Here is a 19,587-nt window from a genome sequence, read left to right as displayed (position 1 = left end):
GGGGATTAATATGGAAGATGAATTATATTCAATAGGTAAAGTTGGTAAGATATGCAAAATAACAAAAAAAGCATTAAGATATTATGACAAAATGGACATATTATCACCTGATAAAGTAGCTGATGAAAGTGGTTACAGATATTATAGCAAGAATACTTTATTATCTGTTCCAGTTATAAAATATTATAAACAAAGTGGATTTAAGCTTGAAGAAATGAAAGGTTTTTTAGAGGGGAAGACCTATGATTTTTTTCATACAAGTTTTAGAAATAAAATAGATGAATTAAAAGATCTTGAAAAAGAAATAAATTTAAAATTAAGATCCGTTAAGGATTGGGATGATCTTATAGTTGAAGCCCAAATGGTAATTGAAAATAATGTTTCTGATGTAGCTATAAAATATATAGATAATCGTACTTTAACTTTTTTAGATCAAGATTTTGAATATGACTATATGGATTCTATAATTAACATAGAATTTACAAATTACATAGATAGTATAGATAATGCAATAACAGGGCCTGTAATCATACGTTTTCCATGCTTTCAAGATAAAATGAATGGAAAATGCAATAAGATGAGGATAATGCAGGAGACAATTTTAAAATGTAAGGAAGAATTGAGTGTGGAATTTGGTGGTTGGATGGTAGCCGCTTGTTATCATATAGGACCTCATGAAACTATTAATGAAACATATAAAAAAATAAAGGATTGGACTGAAAAACATGGTTATATATGTTCTGAAGAATCCTATGAAAGATATGTAACAGATTATTGGACAACTAAAAATAGAAATAGATTTGTAACAGAAGTTTTAATAAAAATCAGTAGAGAAAAATAATTTAGCTCCGGTGAAAACGTTGACCCTAGGGTAGACTATAAAGGGTTAATAATACTCCTTTTGTTAAAAAAAACACAATAATATCAAACAAAACACAAATTTATTGTTTTTATAGAATTGAAAATACCTGGATTATTATCCAGGTATTTCTATATTTATCCCTTAAGAACATCAAATGTAACTTTAACTTAATGAAGGGTTTAGAAGTATTTATTGAGTTTCCATTGGTAGATATAATACTAATTTTTTTAATCTTATTTAAATATTCTTGAAAAATACATATTGACCTTACCCTATAGGGCAGGGAATATAATCTACTTAAGAATAAAGTACCTACAAGATAAAAAGTGAAAAGGTGTTCAGTAATTTTAATGTAGAATGCACCAAATTATAACAATCTTAATGTATATTTATTATAAATTTTTATTTAACAATATGAATTTATAATATTATTAATTTTTTACAAGCGAAAGGAGAATTATTTTATGAATGGAGATTCAAAAGCAGTAAGCTTAGAAGCGGTTGCTGCGAAGAAGAAATTATCAAGTGATTTCTTCAAAAAGGGTATATCCCTGGCTTTATTTTCAGGACTTGCCTATGGATTATATACCGCGTTTTTAACTATGGGTATGACTAAAGGAGTTTGGGGGGACTGGTATGGCCCTAATACAGCAGGTTTATCAGCATTTGCTATAGCATATTTGCTTGCAGCCCTTGGTAATGCCATAAACGACACATGTAGTGCTGTTTGGGCACTTTTGTATGCAGGAGTTAAAGGTAAATTTGGAGACTTTTTAAGATGCATCAATACAAAGCCAGGTCGTATTATGATAGTTGCAGCACTTATTGGAGGTCCTATAGCTGGTACTGCTTATGTTGTAGCTCTTCAAATGGCTGGTGCAATAGTTGTTCCAATATCAGCTCTTTGTCCTGCAATTGCAGCTATATTAGGAAAAATTTTATATAAACAAGAATTAAATAAACGTATGGCTTTTGGTATTTTAATATGCGTATGTGCTAGTTTCCTAATTGGTAGTACAGGTTTTAGCGGTGGCGCTTCAGCAAGCACATTAATCGGTATTGCAATAGCTATTATTGCAGCTTTAGGATGGGGATTTGAAGGTTGCGTAGCTGGATATGGTACAGCAATGATTGATCCTGAAATCGGTATTTGTATTCGTCAAGTAACATCAGGTATAGCAAATTTATTCATATTAGTTCCTATTTTAGGAATGATGGCTGGTGGAATTGGAATTTCTACTGATCTTGCTGCAAAAGCATTCACAAGTTCTCCTGCAATGGTTTGGTTTGCATTAAGTGGACTTCTATCATTTGTAACATTTATGACATGGTATGCTGGAAACAGTATGTGTGGAGCAGGACTTGGTACTGCATGCAATGGTACATATTCTTTCTTTGGACCATTATTCTGCTTATTAGTATTAGGAGTATATGGTGGAATGGACGGATGGTCATTACCTCCTGTAGCCTGGATTGGAGCTGTAATAATGATGGTTGGTATCCTTACAATATCTATGAATCCACTTGATTTATTCAAAGGAAAGAAGATGGAGGTAGATATAGATGAAACCGCTTAATTATGCAATTTTAAAATATTTTACTAAAGTTTCAGAAGCTTGTGCTGATGATGTTATAAAGGCGTTAAAAGGACAATATGGAAATTTTAAGGCTCTAAACAAGAAGGCTGTAATTAATGCACTACTTACAGCAGAAGCCAATGGTCTTATTGAAGAAACAAAATTCGATTTAGATAATAACAATGAGTTAAGAGTTTACTATCATGCACATGCAGAAGGTGCGGAAACAATCAACAAGTATATTCCGGATTAATTTCTAACATTAACCATAGGGGAATCCTTGTGAAAAATAAATCTTATGAAATTCTATAATAATAGCTTTAAATATTTAATTTTAGTAAGCATAATAATTAAATTTCAACTTAAAATATAAGATTTACTATAAGTTTTTTCAATATTTTTACTATAAAAAATATATTGACTTTACCCCAAAGGGTAAGGGATATAATCAAAATATAGTAATAAAGAATGCATGAAAACCTACACAGAATATATAGAAGAGTTAATAATAGAAGTTATAGTTAATAAAAAGTATATTGGGCTAAAATTAGGAAGGAGGAATTAAAAATGAGATATTATGGAGATGAGGCTTTAGGCCTTGTGGAAACAATAGGATTAGTTCCTGCACTTGAGGCTGCAGACAAAATGCTTAAGGCAGCTAATGTTGAATTAATTTCTTATGAAAATATTGGTTCAACCCTTGTAACAATTATGGTAAAAGGGGATGTTGGTGCAGTAAAATCTGCTGTAGAAGCAGGTGCTGAAGCAGCTAGAGCTATCGGTAAATTAACAGCACACAATGTTATGCCACGTCCTATTAGAGAAGTTGGAGATATTGTTTCAGTACACGATATCGATTCATAAAATAGAAAGGAAATGATATACATATGGCAAGATATGAAGCTTTAGGATTAATCGAAACTTTTGGTCTGGTTTTTGCTTTAGAAGCAGCAGACGCTATGTGCAAATCAGCAGATGTTGAACTTATAGGATATGAAAATGTTGCATCAGGTTATATATCTGTATTAGTTCGTGGTGATGTTGGTGCTTGTAAAACAGCAGTAGATGCTGGTGTTGCAGCAGTTAATGGAATGGAAGGTGGAAGCCTATATAGCTCAATAGTTATTCCAAGACCACATGAAGATCTTGAAAAAATAATAAAACGTTATGCCATTACAGATCTTATAACAGAATAGAAAAATGAATTTTTTCTAAAGAAAAGGAGAGAGAAAGATGAATATTATAGATAATGATTTACTCTCCATGCAGGAAGCTAGAATTCTTGTTGAAAATGCCCGAGAGGCACAAAAAAAATTAGCTACTTTCCCACAGAGAAAACTTGATGAGATAGTTGAGCGTATGGCTGAAGAAGTTGAAAAACATTTAAAAGAGCTTGCAAAAATATCTAATGAAGAAACAGAGTATGGAAAGTGGCAAGATAAATATGTTAAAAATCACTTTGTATGTGAGTATTTAAAAAACAAACTCAAAGGTATGAGGTGTGTAGGTATTATCAATGAAGATAAAATTAATAAAACCATGGATGTTGGTGTACCAATGGGGGTTGTTATAGCCTTCCCACCAGCAACAAGTCCAGTATCTACCACTATATATAAAGCATTAATTGCAATAAAATCAGGAAATGCAATTATATTTTCACCTCATAAAAGAGCTAAAAATACAATTTCTAAAACAGTGGATATTTTAATTCGAGCTGCAGAGGGTGTAGGACTTCCAGAAGGTGCTCTTGCATATCTTCACACAGTAACTGAAAGTGGTTCATTAGAGCTTATGAAGCATAAAGATACATCTTTAATAATGAACACTGGAGTTATAGAAATGCTTGATGAAGCCTATAAATCTGGTAAACCAGTAATATATGGAGGCAATGGAAACGGACCTGCCTTTATAGAACGTACAGCTGATATAGAAAAAGCGGTTAAAGATATTATTACAAGCAAGAATTTTGATTATGGAATTGTATCTGCCGCAGAACAATCAATTGTTGTAGATAGCTTAATTGCATCTGAAGTAAAGCAAGAACTTATTAAAAATGGTGGATATTTTATGACAGAAGAAGAAGCTTTAAAACTAGGAAAGATTTTGTTTAATCAAAATGGAAGCCCAGATTTAGAGATGATAGGTAAATCTCCACAGTTTTTAGCTAAAAAAGCTGGCTTTACAGTTTCAGAAGGTGTAAAAGTGCTTATTTCCAATGAGAAGTTTGTTTCTAAAAACAATCCTTATTCAAGAGAAAAACTTTGCCCGGTTTTAGCCTTTTATATAGAGGATGACTGGATGCACGCTTGTGAAAAATGTATAGAATTATTACTTACTGAAAGATATGGACATACACTTGTGATACATTCAAAGGATGAAGAAGTTATTCGTCAATTTGCACTTAAAAAACCCGTTGGGAGAGTACTTGTAAATACTGCAGGAACTTTTGGAAGCATGGGAGCTACTACAAATTTGTTTCCTTCAATGACATTAGGTAGTGGTTCTGCAGGACAAGGAATGACTTCGGATAATGTTTCACCTATGAATCTACTTTATATACGTAAAGTTGGATATGGAGTTCGCATGGTGGATGAAATTGTTAAAACAGTAAATTATAAAGAGGATTCTATCCCTGCAGTTTTAAATGGGAAGTTAAATGGAAATGAAATAGATAACTATAAGTTATTAGAGAGTATTTTAAAAAAAGTTCTACAGGACTTAAAATAAAAAATCATATTTAATATATGAAATACATTAAAGAATGTGAGGGAATAAATTGGATATACGTGAATTTTCAAATAAATTTATGGAAGCTACTAAAAATATGTCTGATGAAGAACGCGCTGGCTTAATGAAGATGTTTCAAAGTGTTTCTAATGAAATAACAAAAGAAGAACCAGCTACATCAAAGGTTGCGTGTGATAATAATGGTGAAATACCAGATGGAATGACAGAACGTCTAGTTAAGTTAAAAGAAAATTATATGAAACATGTTCCATCAATAACAACTCATAGAGCAAGAGCTATTACTAAAATAGCTAAAGAAAACCCTGGTATTCCTAAATCAGTTTTACGTGGTAAATGTTTTAAACATTGTTGCGAAACTGCACCACTTTTAATTCAAGACCACGAACTTATTGTTGGAGCACCAAACGGAAAACCTCGTGCAGGAGCATTTTCTCCTGATATAGCTTGGAGATGGATGGTTGATGAAATTGATACAATAGGAACTCGTCCACAAGATCCATTCTACATCTCAGAAGAAGATAAGAAAATTATGCGTGAGGAACTATTCCCATATTGGGCGGGTAAATCCGTTGATGAATACTGCGAAGATCAATATCGTGAAGCAGGAGTATGGGAACTTTCAGGAGAATCTTTTGTTTCAGATTGTTCATACCACGCAGTAAATGGTGGAGGAGACTCTAACCCAGGATATGACGTTGTATTAATGAAAAAAGGTATGCTTGACATAAAAAGAGAAGCAGAAGAAAAATTAGCTGAACTTAAATATGAAAATCCAGAAGATATAGATAAAATCTATTTTTACAAATCATTAATTGATACTGCTGAAGGTGTTATGATATATGCTAAACGTATGTCAGATTATGCTGCTGAATTAGCTCAAAAAGAAACTAACCCTAAGCGTAAAGCAGAACTTCAAAAGATTTCTGAAATAAATGCTAGAGTTCCAGCACATAAGCCAAGTACTTACTGGGAAGCTATCCAAGCAGTTTGGACTATAGAATCATTACTTGTAGTTGAGGAAAACCAAACAGGTATGTCTATAGGACGTGTTGACCAATACATGTATCCATTCTACAAAGCTGATATTGAAGCTGGACGTATGACTGATTATGAAGCATTTGAATTATCAGGTTGTATGCTTATAAAAATGTCTGAAATGATGTGGATAACAAGTGAAGGTGGTTCTAAATTCTTCGCAGGTTATCAACCATTTGTAAATATGTGTTTAGGTGGTGTTACTAGAGAAGGCCGTGATGCAACAAACGAATTAACATACCTTTTAATGGATGCAGTTCGTCATGTTAAAATATATCAACCATCTTTAGCGTGCCGTATACACAAAGGATCACCACAAAAATATCTTAAAAAGATAGTTGACGTTATTCGTGCAGGTATGGGATTCCCAGCATGCCACTTTGACGATGTTCATATAAAAATTATGTTAGCTAAAGGTGTTTCTATAGAAGACGCAAGAGATTACTGCTTAATGGGATGCGTTGAACCACAAAAATCCGGAAGACTTTATCAATGGACTTCTACAGGATACACTCAATGGCCTATATGTATAGAACTTGTTTTAAACCATGGTGTACCATTATGGTATGGTAAACAAGTATGCCCAGATATGGGAGATTTAAGCCAGTTTAAAACTTACGAACAATTTGAAGCAGCTGTTAAAGAACAAATTAAATTTATTACTAAATGGACAAGTGTTGCTACAGTAATTTCTCAACGTGTTCATAAGGAACTTGCACCAAAACCACTTATGTCTATGATGTATGAAGGTTGTATGGAAAATGGTAAAGGAGTAGAAGCCGGCGGAGCTATGTACAACTTCGGACCAGGAGTAGTATGGAGTGGACTTGCTACTTATACAGATTCCATGGCAGCTATAAAGAAATTAGTATTTGAAGATAAGAAATATACACTACAAGAAATGAACGAAGCTTTAAAAGCAGATTTCGTTGGATATGAACAATTAAAAAAAGATTGTTTAGAAGCACCTAAGTATGGTAACGATGATGATTATGCAGATTTAATTGCTGCTGATTTAATTAACTTTACAGAACAAGAACATCGTAAATATAAGACATTATATTCAGTACTTAGTCATGGTACTTTATCAATATCAAACAATACTCCATTTGGACAAATGACTGGAGCTACAGCAAATGGACGTAGAGCATGGATGCCTTTATCAGATGGTATAAGTCCATCACAAGGCGCTGATTTTAAAGGCCCTACTTCTATAATAAAATCTGTTTCTAAGATGTCTTGTGAAGATATGAATATAGGTATGGTTCATAACTTTAAGTTAATATCTGGTCTTCTTGATACACCAGAAGGAGAACAAGGAATCATTACATTATTACGTAGTGCGTGTGCCCTTCAACTTGGAGAAGTTCAATTTAACTATTTAGACAACAAGACTTTAATAGAAGCTCAAAAACATCCAGATCAATATCGTGATTTAATTGTTCGTGTTGCTGGATACAGTGCATTCTTCGTTGAGTTATGTAAAGATGTTCAAGATGAAATTATAAGTAGAACTATGCTTACACATTTCTAATAAAAATTTGATGGAAAATATATAACTTATAGAAAATATATAACTTAGTCCCTTTAAAATAATTTATATAAAGTCTGCAATCTACAGCCTGTTTTGTAGATTGCAGATGTAAATTAAGATATATATTAAAAATCAAAGTAAATGAAACTGGAGAATGAGTAATATGAGTAATGGAAATTTAGGTATAATCGAGAGAAAAGCAAGGATTTTTAATATACAAAAATATAATATGTATGATGGAGATGGAATAAGAACTTTAGTATTTTTTCAAGGATGTCCACTTAGATGTAAATGGTGTGCAAATCCTGAAGGACTAGAAAAAAAATATAGAGTTATGCTTAAAAGTAATCTATGTGTAAATTGTGGAGCTTGTGTTTCTGCATGTCCTGTAGGAATTCATACTATTTCTAATAAAACTTTAAAGCATGAAGTTAATCGTGACATAGATTGTATAGGATGTGGAAAGTGTAAAGAAGCTTGTCTTAAATCTGCTATATCAATAGTTGGAGAAGAAAAAACTATCTCTGAACTTTTAAAAATAGTAGAAGAAGATAGAACCTTTTATGAAATGTCCGGCGGTGGAGTTACATTAGGTGGTGGCGAAGTTTTAATGCAGCCAGAAGCTGCTACTAGTTTACTAATGGCATGTAAGCAAGAAGGTATAAACACTGCAATTGAAACTTGTGGTTATACAAAACTTGAAACAATACTTAAGGTTGCAGAATTTGTAGACTTATTCTTATTTGATATTAAAAATATTAATTCTGATAGACATCATGAATTAACTGGAGTAAGAAATGAGAGGATTTTAGAAAATCTTCAAGAATTACTCAAGAAAAAATACAATGTAAAGATTCGTATGCCTTTACTTAAAGGTATAAATGATTCTCAAGATGAGATTGAAAAAACTATGGAATTTTTATTACCTTATAAAGATTATAAAAACTTTAAAGGAATTGATTTACTTCCTTATCATAAGATGGGGGTAAATAAATATAACCAATTAGGAATGGAATATCCTATAAAAGATGATCCAAGTCTTAAAAATGAGGATTTAGATAGGATAGAATCTTGGATTAAAAAATATGATTTACCTGTAAAGGTGATCCGCCATTAAATAATTTTCAAATAGATAATAAGATGGAAGGTAAGGTTTATGGGAGATTTTTCTGATAGAAATATACAGCGTGTTATACAAGAGTCAGTGCCAGGAAAGCAGATTACTATAGCTCATGTTATTGCATCACCAATGCCTGATATATATGATCGTCTTGGAATTGATGAAAAAGGAGCAATAGGTATTTTGACTCTTTCACCCTTTGAAACAGCTATTATTGCTGCAGATATTGCTACAAAGGCTTCTGATGTTGAAATTGGATTTCTTGATCGTTTTACAGGATCTGTTGTAATAAGTGGTGATGTTCAAAGTGTTGAAACAGCTCTTAGTGCAGTTAATGATACGCTAAAGGATATGCTTGGATTTACCACCGCTCCCATTACAAGAACATGAGAAAAAAGCGCATAATGGTAATTGGCCCTTCAAAATGCGGCAAAACTACATTAGTTAATGCATTAAACGATTATGATGGTCCATTAAGGCGAACACCAGATTTAATTTATGGTAAGAATACCATTGATGTTCCAGGCTCCTATATAGAGAATGCATGGATGTATAAACATATAATTGCAGCAGCTCAGGATGCATCTTGTGTGCTTATATTGGTTGACCAATCTAATTGCACTGAAATATACTCCCATGGATTTGCAAAGTCTTTTAGATGTCCAGTAATTGGGGTTATAACAAAATGTGATTTGATGCCTAAGAATAAAGAAAAATGTGAAATGCAGTTAAAAAAGATAGGGGTATCAGAGCCATATTTTCATATTAGCTTTGAAATGGGAACAGGAATTGATGCTTTAAAAAAGTATTTATTTGAAAAAGGTGAGGAGTAAAGGTCAATGATGAAATTTATTACGGAAGAGTATTTAAGAGATTTATATAGAAAAGAACCTTTTAATACCTACAAGTTAGAACAAGGACAGCGCCTTACCCCTGGAGCAGCTGAGTATTTATCTGATAAAGGAATAGAATTGAGTGATGATTCAAAAGTAAATAAGTCTTCAAAAGTAAATGCGAATATTTCCCCAAAAAACTCAGCAAAAACACCGGAAGAAACATCTAAAGAAATAATAAAAGATGTGGGAAATAGTGATGTAAATTTCAATTTGAATAAGAAGCTTTGCTTAAAATTGAAATCCATGGAGGCTAAATTTCTTGTTGTTAGTAGTGAAATATTAAAAGAAGATATTATTTTAGCACAGAATATTATAAATTTAGGTAGGAAAATATCAAACATCAGAAATGTTTTAGATGGGAAAGGTACTCTTGAACCTATTTATTTAAAAGAATGTACCGGGATGAATTCATCAAATTCTGAAGCGGATCTTGATGATTGTTTTGAAATAACAGAATTTCATATGCAGCTTCCAAAAAGCAATGCAATTTTAAAAATGAACGTACTTCGTTGTGCGGTGCAGGAATTACAGTTTGAAATAATTGATACATATAAAAGTGATGATGAAAGTTTAAAAAGCAAAATTATGGACAATGTTAATTTAATAATTAATTCACTGTCCCAATTAATTTGTTTAGCAGTAGGAGGAAAAGAATGTCAGAGGAAAAATTAACTTTTGAATATTGTGATAATATGGTTCGAAAGTTTGAAGAAGTTATAGAAAAGCCAATTGTTAATGGGTCTTCTGTTTATTACACAGGTGTGGACCTAGGTACTGCCTGTGTGGTATTAGCTGTTTTAGATGAAAACTACAACCCAGTGGCGGGTGCATATAGATATGCTGATGTAGTTCGTGATGGTATGGTTGTTGACTATATTGGAGCAGTAAGGATTGTGAGAGAACTTAAAGAAGAAATTGAAGAAAAATTGAATACAGAACTTATTTATGCTGCTGCTGCAATTCCACCTGGAACGGATGCCTTAGATTCTGGAGCAATTAAAAATGTAGTTCAATCAGCAGGATTTGAATTGACATGTCTTTTAGATGAACCTACTGCTGCTAATGCTGTACTTAAAATTCAAAATGGTGCAGTTGTAGATATCGGCGGTGGAACAACTGGAATATCAATTTTAAAAGATGGAAAAGTTGTTTATGTTGTTGATGAACCTACAGGTGGTACTCATTTTTCATTAGTTATTTCAGGTGCATATGAAATGCCTTTTAATAAAGCAGATGAATACAAAAGAGATAATAAAAATCACAAGGAAATTTTACCAGTACTAAAGCCAGTGGTTGAAAAGGTGTCATCAATTATTAATAATCATATTAAAAATTATGATGTTAATGAAATTTCTTTAGTAGGTGGTACTTGTTGTTTAACAGGAATTGAAGAAATTATTGAAAAGCAAACAGGAGTATATACTCACAAGCCTAGAAATCCTATGTTCGTTACACCACTTGGAATAGCAGTAAGCTGTACACAAGATATTATAGAATAAGACACATGAAAATAAATATACTGCCATTTTTGACTTGTTATTTATTTTCATGTGCCTAATAAGGAGAGTGTTTAAAAGTGGATTTTAGAATTATAAAATCACCTTCTAGTAGCACTAAAGATATTCTTAGAAGACGAATGGGTGGAAACTGCAAAACGGATTTAGAAAGTGCTGATGCAATAGGACTTGTTCAAGGTAAACTTATCGATATGATTTATGCTGCAGATATTGCTGAGAAAGCTGTTGGAGTTACCGTTGAAGATATTAGAGGCACATGTCCTCAGCACATGGTTTTACTTGGTATTTTTGGTGACACATCATCAGTTGAAGCCGCATTAAATGAGATTAAATTAAAAATGAAAGAGGTAAAAGCAATATGATAGCAGCGAGACTTATTGATAATGTATGGGCCACTAGAAAAGCAGAATCCCTTAGCGGACTTAAATTTATGCTTGCTGAGGAAATTGGTGGGATAGATGAAGGACGCAGATTTATTGTTGTTGATATTATCAGTGCAGGTATTGGTGACAGAGTTATTGTTAGTACTGGATCATCTGCTCGCAGAATGTTAGGTGATGATAATATTCCTGTAGATGCAGTTGTTATTGGAATAATTGATGAGGATTGCAATTTTGGTTAGAACACAACTTTCTTAAAATAAACATAATATTTAAAACACATGCAAAATCTTAAATAAGCATGCAAAATCTACAATTTTGAAGTGATCATTTACAAAGAGTGTTGATTTTGATATGCTAGCTTGCTCACTCCATAATAGGAGAAGGAGTTTTATATAGAGATTTTGATATTATTTGAAAGTTTGAAAGGATGTGAGAACATGAAAAAATTAATCGCTGCAAAAGACATTGAAGCCCTAATATTAAAGGGTGAAAAAGTACTTTATGTAGATGGTACTGAAATAATAACACCATCAGCTAAGGATCTTGTAAAAAATAATGGAATAGTGATTACTACAGAAGCTCCTGCACCTAAAGTAGAGCATTTAATAGGTAAAAATGTTCCAAGTATAGAGGGCATTGATAGTGAAATGATGCTTAAATTCCTTAGAGCAATGATGGACAAGGGCCTTCTACAAGAAATGCTTCAATGTTTAAAAGGGAAGGATCTTCCATTTAAAGCTGAGTGTGATCCTAATGGACTTAAAGTTGTTAGAGGAAATTCAGTGAAAATGGATGTATTTGATACTGGTAATCCAAATGCAAAGGTTCAATTTCAAGAATTAGTGAGTAAAGAAGAATCAAAAATGAGTGCAGGATTTTTAATTATCGAAAACTCAAAATTTGATTGGGAATTAACTTATGAAGAGATTGATTATGTCATTGAGGGAACTTTAACCGTTGAAATTAATGGAAAGACATATACAGCTTATCCTGGAGATGTATTGTTTGTACCATCAGGTTCTAAAGTGGTTTGGGGATCCCCAGATAAAGCTAGGGTATTTTATACAACATATCCAGCAAATTGGGCGGATCTTTTATAGAAGATTAGGAGGATTTACCTATGCAAGCGCTTGGTTTAATAGAAACAAAGGGATTACTTGCAGCTGTTGAGGCAGCTGATACAATGGTGAAATCAGCAGATGTAAGTATTATCGAAAAAACTTATGTAGGTGGCGGCCTTGTTACAATTTCAGTTACAGGGGATGTAGGTGCAGTAAAAGCATCTATAGAAGCTGGAGTAGCAGCTGTAAAAAAACTTGATGAAGGATTTTTAGTCTCAGAACATGTAATTCCACGTCCCCATGAGGAACTGGAAAGCATAATAGGACCTAATACTCCACCAGAAGATCCATCATCTAATGATAATACAGAAAATGTGGAAGATGCAGAAGATACAGAGGCTGTAGAAAAAGCAGAGGATACAGAAAAGGTAGAAAATACAAAAGCTGTAGACAGTGTGGAAGATACAGAATCCGTAGAAGTTACAAAAGATATAGTAGATGCAAAGAATGTAGAAAATACAAAAAAAGCTGAAACTGTAAAAGATGTAAAAGCTGTAGATAACACAGAACCTGTAGATGTAGATACTAAAAATAATATTAAAGAAAATCAACATGGATTAGATGGGGATTTAGATAAACTACATAAGTTAAATTTAGAAAATCTAAACAAAGAAGATGTAGACAATTTAATAAGACAAAATGGTATAGAAAAAACCATTTTAATATTAGCTAAGCTAAAAGTTGTTAAGCTTAGAAATCTAGCTCGTGAATATAAGGATTTTGGAATTGCAGGTAGAACAATTTCAAAAGCAGGTAAAAATCTATTAATTAACAAATTTAAATTATATTACGAGAAAAATTAGCTATTTTAAAGGTTACGAAAGGAAGTAAGGAATAATGGAAAACTTTGATAAGGATTTGCGTTCAATACAACAAGCGAGAGATCTTGCTAGACTTGGAAAAGTAGCAGCTGATAAAATTGCTGATTATACTGAAGAGCAAATTGACAAAATTTTACGTAATATGGTAAGAGTTGCAGAAGAAAACGCTGTTTGTTTAGCACAAATGGCAGTTGAAGAGACAGGCTTTGGTAAAGTTGAAGATAAAACTTTCAAAAACCACTTAGCAGCTACTATACTTTATAATTCAATTAAAGATATGAAAACTATAGGTGTAATTAATGAAGATAAGGAAAATAAGCTTATAGAACTTGCTGAACCAGTTGGCTTAGTTATGGGTATAGTACCTTCAACAAACCCAACTTCTACCGCAATTTTCAAGGCTATGATTTCAATCAAATCTCGTAATGCTATAGTGTTCGCACCACATCCAGCTGCTGCAAAATGTACAATTAAAGCAGTTGAATTAATGAGAGATGCAGCAATAGAAGCTGGAGCACCAGAAAACATTATAAGTGCTGTAACTATTCCAACAATTGGAGCTACAAATGAATTAATGAAAAGCAAAGAAGTAGCTATAATAATAGCTACAGGTGGTCCAGGAATGGTTAAAGCAGCTTACAGTTCAGGAACACCAGCTATTGGTGTTGGTGCAGGAAACTCTCCAGCATACATTGAAAGAACTGCTAATGTAGAAAAAGCTGTTAAAAACATTATTGCAAGTAAAACTTTTGATAATGGTACAATCTGTGCATCAGAACAATCAATAATCTGTGAAGAATGTAATCATGACCTAGTTGTTGCAGAATTTAAAAAACAAGGCGGATACTTCATGACAGAAGAAGAAACTGAAAAAGTTTGTAAACTATTATTCAAAAAAGGCAATGCTATGAATGCTAAATTTGTTGGAAGAAGTCCACAAGTTATTGCAAGTGCTGCAGGATTCACAATTCCAGCAGGAACTAAAGTACTTATAGGAAGACAAAATGGAGTAGGAGAAGGTTATCCATTATCTTTTGAAAAACTTACAACAGTTCTTGGATTCTACACAGTAAAAGATTGGCATGAAGCATGTGAATTAAGTATTGAATTACTTCAAAATGGAATTGGTCACACAATGAGCATCCATACTGAAGACAGAGATATGGTTATGAAGTTTGCTAGAAAACCAGCTTCTCGTATCCTTGTTAACACTGGTGGAACTCAAGGTGGAACAGGTGCAAGTACAGGACTTAATCCTTCATTTACTTTAGGATGCGGTACTTGGGGAGGAAGCTCAGTATCTGAAAATGTTACTCCAAAGCACCTTATGAACATTAAAAGAGTTGCTTATGGTATAAAAGATTGCACAAATTTAGCATCTAATGACCCAACTTTTAACTGCATAAAAACTGCTGAAAACTGTCATGGAGTTCAAAATCAATTTATGAATATGAGCCCAGCACAAATTGCAGCAGCTGCAGAAGTTTTAAATAAGGCTAATAACTGCGCTGAAAGTAGTAATACTTGCACTGAATGCAGTAGTGAAAATACAAAAAATGAAGAACTTTTAGATTTAGTTAATCAAATAGTTGCCGCTATGAAGGGGGCAAACTAATGGATAATTGTGAAGAAGTATTAAAACTTTTACTAGAAGCTGTTAAAGGTAAAGAATTAAATAATGCAGTTAATAGAAATTCATCTGAGATTCCAGTAGGGATTTCTAATAGACATATACATCTTTCACAAAAGGATTTAGATAGTCTTTTTGGCGAAAATTATGGGCTTACTAAGATCAAAGATTTATCTCAACCAGGACAATATGCTTGCAAAGAAGTTGTAACAATTTGTGGACCAAAGGGTGCAATTGAAAAAATTAGAATCTTAGGTCCTGTAAGAAGCAAGACTCAGGTTGAAGTATTAGCTGGAGACTGCATTAAGCTTGGATCCGTATCCCATGTAAAATTATCTGGAGATTTAAATAGAACATCTCCTATTACAATAGTTGGACCAAAGGGTTCTGTTCAACTAGAAGAAGGATTAATAGTTGCCCAAAGACACATTCACATGACACCTGAAGATGCTAAAAATTTAGGGGTACATGATGGAGAAATAGTGTCAATAAAATTTGAAGATTTAAGAGGCGGAATATACAATAATGTAGCTGTTAGAGCTAATGACGCTTCAAGCCTTGAATGTCATCTTGATATTGAAGAAGCTAACGCAATGGGTATTAATTCAAAGTCAAAAGTAACAATAGTAAAGTAAAAAATTAAATAAATAATTGCTTATAATTAAAAATTAAAATAAATAAAAAAAGATATTTTAGGAGGATTTTAAAATGAAATATGATGCATTAGGAATGATAGAAACAAAAGGATTAGTAGGATCAATAGAAGCAGCAGATGCTATGGTTAAAGCAGCAAACGTATATTTAATAGGTAAAGAATATGTTGGAGGCGGACTTGTAACTGTTATGGTTAGAGGTGATGTTGGAGCTGTTAAAGCTGCTACAGATGCTGGTGCTGCAGCTGCACAACGTGTTGGAGAATTAGTATCAGTTCACGTTATACCACGTCCACACTCTGAAGTTGAAGTAATTCTTCCATCATCTAAAGAAGTTGCAAAATAAGATATAAAATAAGAAAACGTCGCTAAATCTAATTTAGCGGCGTTTTTCATTTCTCTTAGGAGATTTGTCCAAGCACTATACGTATTCCTTATAGTATCAATCACTGTCTTTTAAAATTTACTATTAAATTTCATAATACATGTTCATTCACTTAAAAAATTTGTTTTAATTAAAATGATAATTTTTATATATACAAATGATAATAACATTCGATATAATATTTTAGTATAAAATTATAAGGAGGAAAAAATTTATGTTTGAAATGAAAGAGGAATATAAACTAGGAATACCTAGTATTGATGAGGAACATGAAAAACTTTTTGAAATTGGTGAAAGGGCATATAAATTATTAAAAGATCCATACATTATTGATAAATATGACAAGATAGTTGATGTAATTTCAGAATTAAGGGATTATACTGCTTATCATTTTAAAAATGAAGAAGAATATATGCAAAGCATAAATTACAAAAGATTATTTACCCAAAAAATTGAGCATGAAGGTTTTATTAAAAGACTAAAGGAGTTAGATTTAGATAAAATTGATGAAAATCAAGATGAATACATAATGGATGTGTTGAAGTTTTTAAATAATTGGATAATCAATCATATAGTTGAGAAAGATTTGCTTATGGTATCAAAATAAAGAAGTAATTTTTAATGCTTTATTATTTTGATATTGAAGAAAGAACAAGGTGAACAATTTGATTTGTTTACAAAATTATAAAAGAAATAAAAGGAGTTTTAATACTAGAATTTAAGAACTAGTGTATAAAAGGTGTAGTTTTAGGGACATACATATTGAAAAATAACTACATATTGCATTGACAGGTAGCAGATTAATCAGTATAATATACACATACCCCTAAGGGTATGTGGAGGTGTTTTTATGAAAAAATGTATGGATTCTGAAAACTTACATAGAAGATTAAAAAAAATAATTGGGCAAATAAATGCTATCGATAGAATGATAGACGAAGATGTTCCATGTGAGGATATATTGATGCAAATTAATGCAGCAAAATCTGCACTTCATAAATCAGGCCAGGTTGTACTTGAAGGTCACTTACAACACTGCGTACGTGAAGGAATTGAGCATGGTGATGCAGATAAAACTATTAAAAGTTTTGCAAAAGCTGTTGAACGTTTTTCAAATATGTCTTGATAAGATGAATAGTATATTAATTAAAAAATTTATAATCACTAAAGTTTTATCTTTATAAAAGTTTCATTAGAAGAGCAACTATTAAATTATTTTTTAGTTTGTTCTTTTTTTATTGACATACCTATACCCATAGGGGTACAATGTACATATACCCCTATAGGTATGAAAGGAGTGTTATAACTTGAATAAAGTAAAATCTATTTTTACTGATGAAACAAAACGAAACATATTTTTTCTTGTTTTATCCGGTATTGCTCTTATAGTTAGTTTTTTTGATGTGGGTCACTTACCTGTTAATGTGGCATGGATTTCTATTGTTCTTTGTGGAGTTCCTATTGTTATTGGAGCTATCAAGGGACTTATTACAGAATTTGATATAAAGGCTGATGTGCTTGTTTCAATGGCACTTATTGCATCTGTTATTATTGGAGAAATTTTTGCTGCTGGTGAGGTGGCTTTTATTATGCAAATCGGTGCATTACTTGAAGAACTTACTGTGGCAAAAGCACAGGCAGGAATTGAGAAATTAGTGCATCTGACACCGAGAACCGCAAGGGTTATTCGAGAAGGTAAAGAAGAAATTATTGATGCAAAAAAGGTGCAGGTTGGTGATATCTTGCGTGTTCTCGGGGGAGAGACAATTGCAGTTGATGGAATAATTACAAAGGGACAAACATCTATTGATCAGTCTGTTATGACAGGGGAATCTATGCCTGTGGACAAATCTCTTGGAGATGAAGTATCAAGTGGAACAGTTAATCAGTTTGGTACATTTGAAATGAAAGCAATTAAGGTTGGAGAGGATAGTTCACTACAGCGTATGATACGACTTGTTCAATCTGCTGATGCAGGCAAGGCAAAAATAGTTGGCATTGCTGACAGATGGGCAACTTGGATTGTAGTTATTGCCGTTACTGCCGCAATTCTCACTTGGATTATTACAGGAGAGATTATCCGTGCTGTAACAATACTTGTTGTATTTTGTCCATGTGCTTTAGTGCTTGCCACCCCAACTGCAATTATGGCCGCAATTGGCAATGCTACAAAATATGGTATCTTAGTTCGTGAAGGTGATGCCTTGGAAAGACTTTCAAAGGTAAAGAAAATTATCTTTGACAAAACAGGCACATTAACTTACGGCAAACCAGAAATTGTAACAGTAAAAAGCTATTCAGATAACTATACAGATGAAGATTTGTATGAAGTATTAGCATCTGCAGAACTGAGAAGTGAACATCCTCTTGGGAAAGCAGTTGTAGAGTGTTACAGACAGATTGGGAATATATCTACAGAACCTGAAAAGTTTACTATGCTTCCAGGAAGAGGTGTTTTGGCAAAAGTCAATGGGAAAAAAATTTTTGCAGGAAACGAAAAACTAATGAAAGATAATTATATTTCTTTAAAAGATGAAGTGCTAAAGGAAGCAAAATCTTATCTTTCAAAAGGATGTACTATTATTTACATATCAATAGACAATATTATGATTGGTTTTTCTGCTTTGTCCGATACATTACGTAAAAATGCTCCATATATGATAAGAAATATTAAAGCTCTTGGAATCACCCCTGTTTTGCTCACAGGAGACCATGCTGAAGCTGCTGGATATATATCTAATAAGATTAGCATCTCTGAGGTAAAAGCAGATTGTTTACCAGAAGATAAGCTTGATACAATCCATAATATCCAAATTGCTGGAGAGATGGTCTGTATGGTAGGTGATGGTGTTAACGATGCACCTGCATTGAAAAAGGCTTATGTAGGCATTGCAATGGGAGGTGTAGGAAGTGATATTGCTGTAGATGCTGCGGATATTGCACTTGTCAGTGATGATATAAGTCAGCTTCCCCATTTATTTGAACTTTCGAAAAAAATGATGACCACCATCAAGATCAACTTGAGCTTTTCAATGATACTGAATTTTGCTGCAATTATACTTGCAATAACAGGAGTACTTAATCCTATAGTAGGTGCCCTTGTTCATAATGCAGGCTCTGTACTTGTTATTATTAATTCTGCATTATTGCTTAAATGGAAAAAGAAATAAGTAATAATACAAAAGGTACTAGATTTTTTTCTTGAAGTTGTAGCAACGCATCAGAATTTGTAATGAACTCTAGTGATAGGTGGACATTAATTAAAGAACATATTATACCAGCTATAACAGATTAAATTTAAAAAG

General features: G+C 32.6%; 22 protein-coding genes. All 22 read left to right on the top strand.

What is annotated here, in order from left to right; all coding sequences use genetic code 11:
• Nucleotides 1-10 precede the first annotated feature (10 nt).
• The 22 genes from ACYUDJ_RS03235 (at nt 11) to ACYUDJ_RS03130 (ending at nt 19,452) form a co-directional block, all read left to right on the top strand.
• Nucleotides 11-841 carry a MerR family transcriptional regulator gene (locus ACYUDJ_RS03235; RefSeq protein ID WP_043032019.1) on the top strand — a complete coding sequence of 277 codons (831 nt, stop codon included), beginning with the start codon at nt 11-13 and terminating at the stop codon, nt 839-841.
• A gap of 485 nt (nt 842-1,326) precedes the next feature.
• Entirely contained in the window at nt 1,327-2,439 is a 1,113-nt protein-coding gene (locus tag ACYUDJ_RS03230; protein WP_043032018.1) for a membrane protein, read from the top strand.
• Entirely contained in the window at nt 2,426-2,692 is a 267-nt protein-coding gene (locus ACYUDJ_RS03225; protein WP_003358216.1) for a hypothetical protein, read from the top strand. The genes ACYUDJ_RS03230 and ACYUDJ_RS03225 overlap by 14 nt, the downstream gene beginning before the upstream one ends.
• A gap of 314 nt (nt 2,693-3,006) precedes the next feature.
• The gene (locus ACYUDJ_RS03220) at nt 3,007-3,303 is read left to right on the top strand and encodes a BMC domain-containing protein (RefSeq protein ID WP_003358244.1); all 297 of its coding nucleotides are present in this window, start codon (nt 3,007-3,009) and stop codon (nt 3,301-3,303) included.
• 23 nt (nt 3,304-3,326) lie between these two features.
• Nucleotides 3,327-3,635, top strand: a complete 309-nt coding sequence (locus ACYUDJ_RS03215; RefSeq protein WP_012343795.1) for a BMC domain-containing protein — start codon at nt 3,327-3,329, stop codon at nt 3,633-3,635.
• Between the two features lie 37 nt (nt 3,636-3,672).
• Complete coding sequence (locus ACYUDJ_RS03210; protein WP_045518182.1) at nt 3,673-5,166, top strand: aldehyde dehydrogenase family protein; 1,494 nt, start codon at nt 3,673-3,675, stop codon at nt 5,164-5,166.
• A 49-nt stretch (nt 5,167-5,215) separates the two neighbouring features.
• Nucleotides 5,216-7,756 (top strand): choline trimethylamine-lyase, encoded by a 2,541-nt coding sequence (gene cutC / locus ACYUDJ_RS03205; RefSeq protein ID WP_042384851.1) that lies wholly within the window; start codon nt 5,216-5,218, stop codon nt 7,754-7,756.
• Nucleotides 7,757-7,919: 163 nt separating this feature from the next.
• Nucleotides 7,920-8,873: a choline TMA-lyase-activating enzyme gene (cutD, locus tag ACYUDJ_RS03200; RefSeq protein WP_012100101.1), complete on the top strand. Its 954-nt coding sequence runs from the start codon at nt 7,920-7,922 to the stop codon at nt 8,871-8,873.
• Nucleotides 8,874-8,912: 39 nt separating this feature from the next.
• A complete protein-coding gene (locus tag ACYUDJ_RS03195) occupies nt 8,913-9,266 on the top strand; it encodes a BMC domain-containing protein (protein WP_003358362.1) in 354 nt (117 codons plus the stop codon).
• On the top strand, nt 9,263-9,709 hold the full coding sequence (locus tag ACYUDJ_RS03190) for a EutP/PduV family microcompartment system protein (RefSeq protein WP_003358207.1): 447 nt from the start codon (nt 9,263-9,265) through the stop codon (nt 9,707-9,709). Before ACYUDJ_RS03195 ends, ACYUDJ_RS03190 begins: the two co-directional genes overlap by 4 nt.
• A 6-nt stretch (nt 9,710-9,715) precedes the next feature.
• Complete coding sequence (locus ACYUDJ_RS03185) at nt 9,716-10,444, top strand: cobalamin adenosyltransferase (RefSeq protein ID WP_265203316.1); 729 nt, start codon at nt 9,716-9,718, stop codon at nt 10,442-10,444.
• On the top strand, nt 10,426-11,271 hold the full coding sequence (gene eutJ, locus ACYUDJ_RS03180; protein WP_460289515.1) for an ethanolamine utilization protein EutJ: 846 nt from the start codon (nt 10,426-10,428) through the stop codon (nt 11,269-11,271). The genes ACYUDJ_RS03185 and eutJ overlap by 19 nt, the downstream gene beginning before the upstream one ends.
• 77 nt (nt 11,272-11,348) lie before the next feature.
• A complete protein-coding gene (locus tag ACYUDJ_RS03175) occupies nt 11,349-11,651 on the top strand; it encodes a BMC domain-containing protein (RefSeq protein WP_003358168.1) in 303 nt (100 codons plus the stop codon).
• The gene (locus ACYUDJ_RS03170) at nt 11,648-11,911 is read left to right on the top strand and encodes a EutN/CcmL family microcompartment protein (protein WP_003361873.1); all 264 of its coding nucleotides are present in this window, start codon (nt 11,648-11,650) and stop codon (nt 11,909-11,911) included. Before ACYUDJ_RS03175 ends, ACYUDJ_RS03170 begins: the two co-directional genes overlap by 4 nt.
• Before the next feature lie 198 nt (nt 11,912-12,109).
• The gene (locus ACYUDJ_RS03165; protein WP_106901317.1) at nt 12,110-12,772 is read left to right on the top strand and encodes a cupin domain-containing protein; all 663 of its coding nucleotides are present in this window, start codon (nt 12,110-12,112) and stop codon (nt 12,770-12,772) included.
• A 20-nt stretch (nt 12,773-12,792) separates the two neighbouring features.
• A complete protein-coding gene (locus ACYUDJ_RS03160) occupies nt 12,793-13,596 on the top strand; it encodes a BMC domain-containing protein (RefSeq protein WP_460289514.1) in 804 nt (267 codons plus the stop codon).
• Between the two features lie 34 nt (nt 13,597-13,630).
• Entirely contained in the window at nt 13,631-15,229 is a 1,599-nt protein-coding gene (locus ACYUDJ_RS03155) for an acetaldehyde dehydrogenase (acetylating) (RefSeq protein ID WP_460289513.1), read from the top strand.
• A complete protein-coding gene (locus ACYUDJ_RS03150; protein WP_040108433.1) occupies nt 15,229-15,879 on the top strand; it encodes a phosphate propanoyltransferase in 651 nt (216 codons plus the stop codon). Before ACYUDJ_RS03155 ends, ACYUDJ_RS03150 begins: the two co-directional genes overlap by 1 nt.
• Nucleotides 15,880-15,952: 73 nt before the next feature.
• Nucleotides 15,953-16,243: an ethanolamine utilization microcompartment protein EutM gene (gene eutM, locus ACYUDJ_RS03145; protein ID WP_003358305.1), complete on the top strand. Its 291-nt coding sequence runs from the start codon at nt 15,953-15,955 to the stop codon at nt 16,241-16,243.
• A 253-nt stretch (nt 16,244-16,496) separates the two neighbouring features.
• The gene (locus ACYUDJ_RS03140) at nt 16,497-16,889 is read left to right on the top strand and encodes a bacteriohemerythrin (RefSeq protein ID WP_460289512.1); all 393 of its coding nucleotides are present in this window, start codon (nt 16,497-16,499) and stop codon (nt 16,887-16,889) included.
• Nucleotides 16,890-17,132: 243 nt separating this feature from the next.
• Nucleotides 17,133-17,408, top strand: coding sequence for a metal-sensing transcriptional repressor (locus tag ACYUDJ_RS03135; RefSeq protein WP_003358414.1), 276 nt, complete (start codon nt 17,133-17,135; stop codon nt 17,406-17,408).
• Between the two features lie 181 nt (nt 17,409-17,589).
• Nucleotides 17,590-19,452, top strand: coding sequence for a heavy metal translocating P-type ATPase (locus ACYUDJ_RS03130; RefSeq protein ID WP_460289511.1), 1,863 nt, complete (start codon nt 17,590-17,592; stop codon nt 19,450-19,452).
• Nucleotides 19,453-19,587 lie beyond the last annotated feature (135 nt).

This window comes from Clostridium sp. CTA-6 (genome assembly GCF_054768115.1).
The sequence above is the reverse complement of the archived record's forward strand: the minus strand, read 5'-3'. Positions and strand labels throughout refer to the sequence as shown.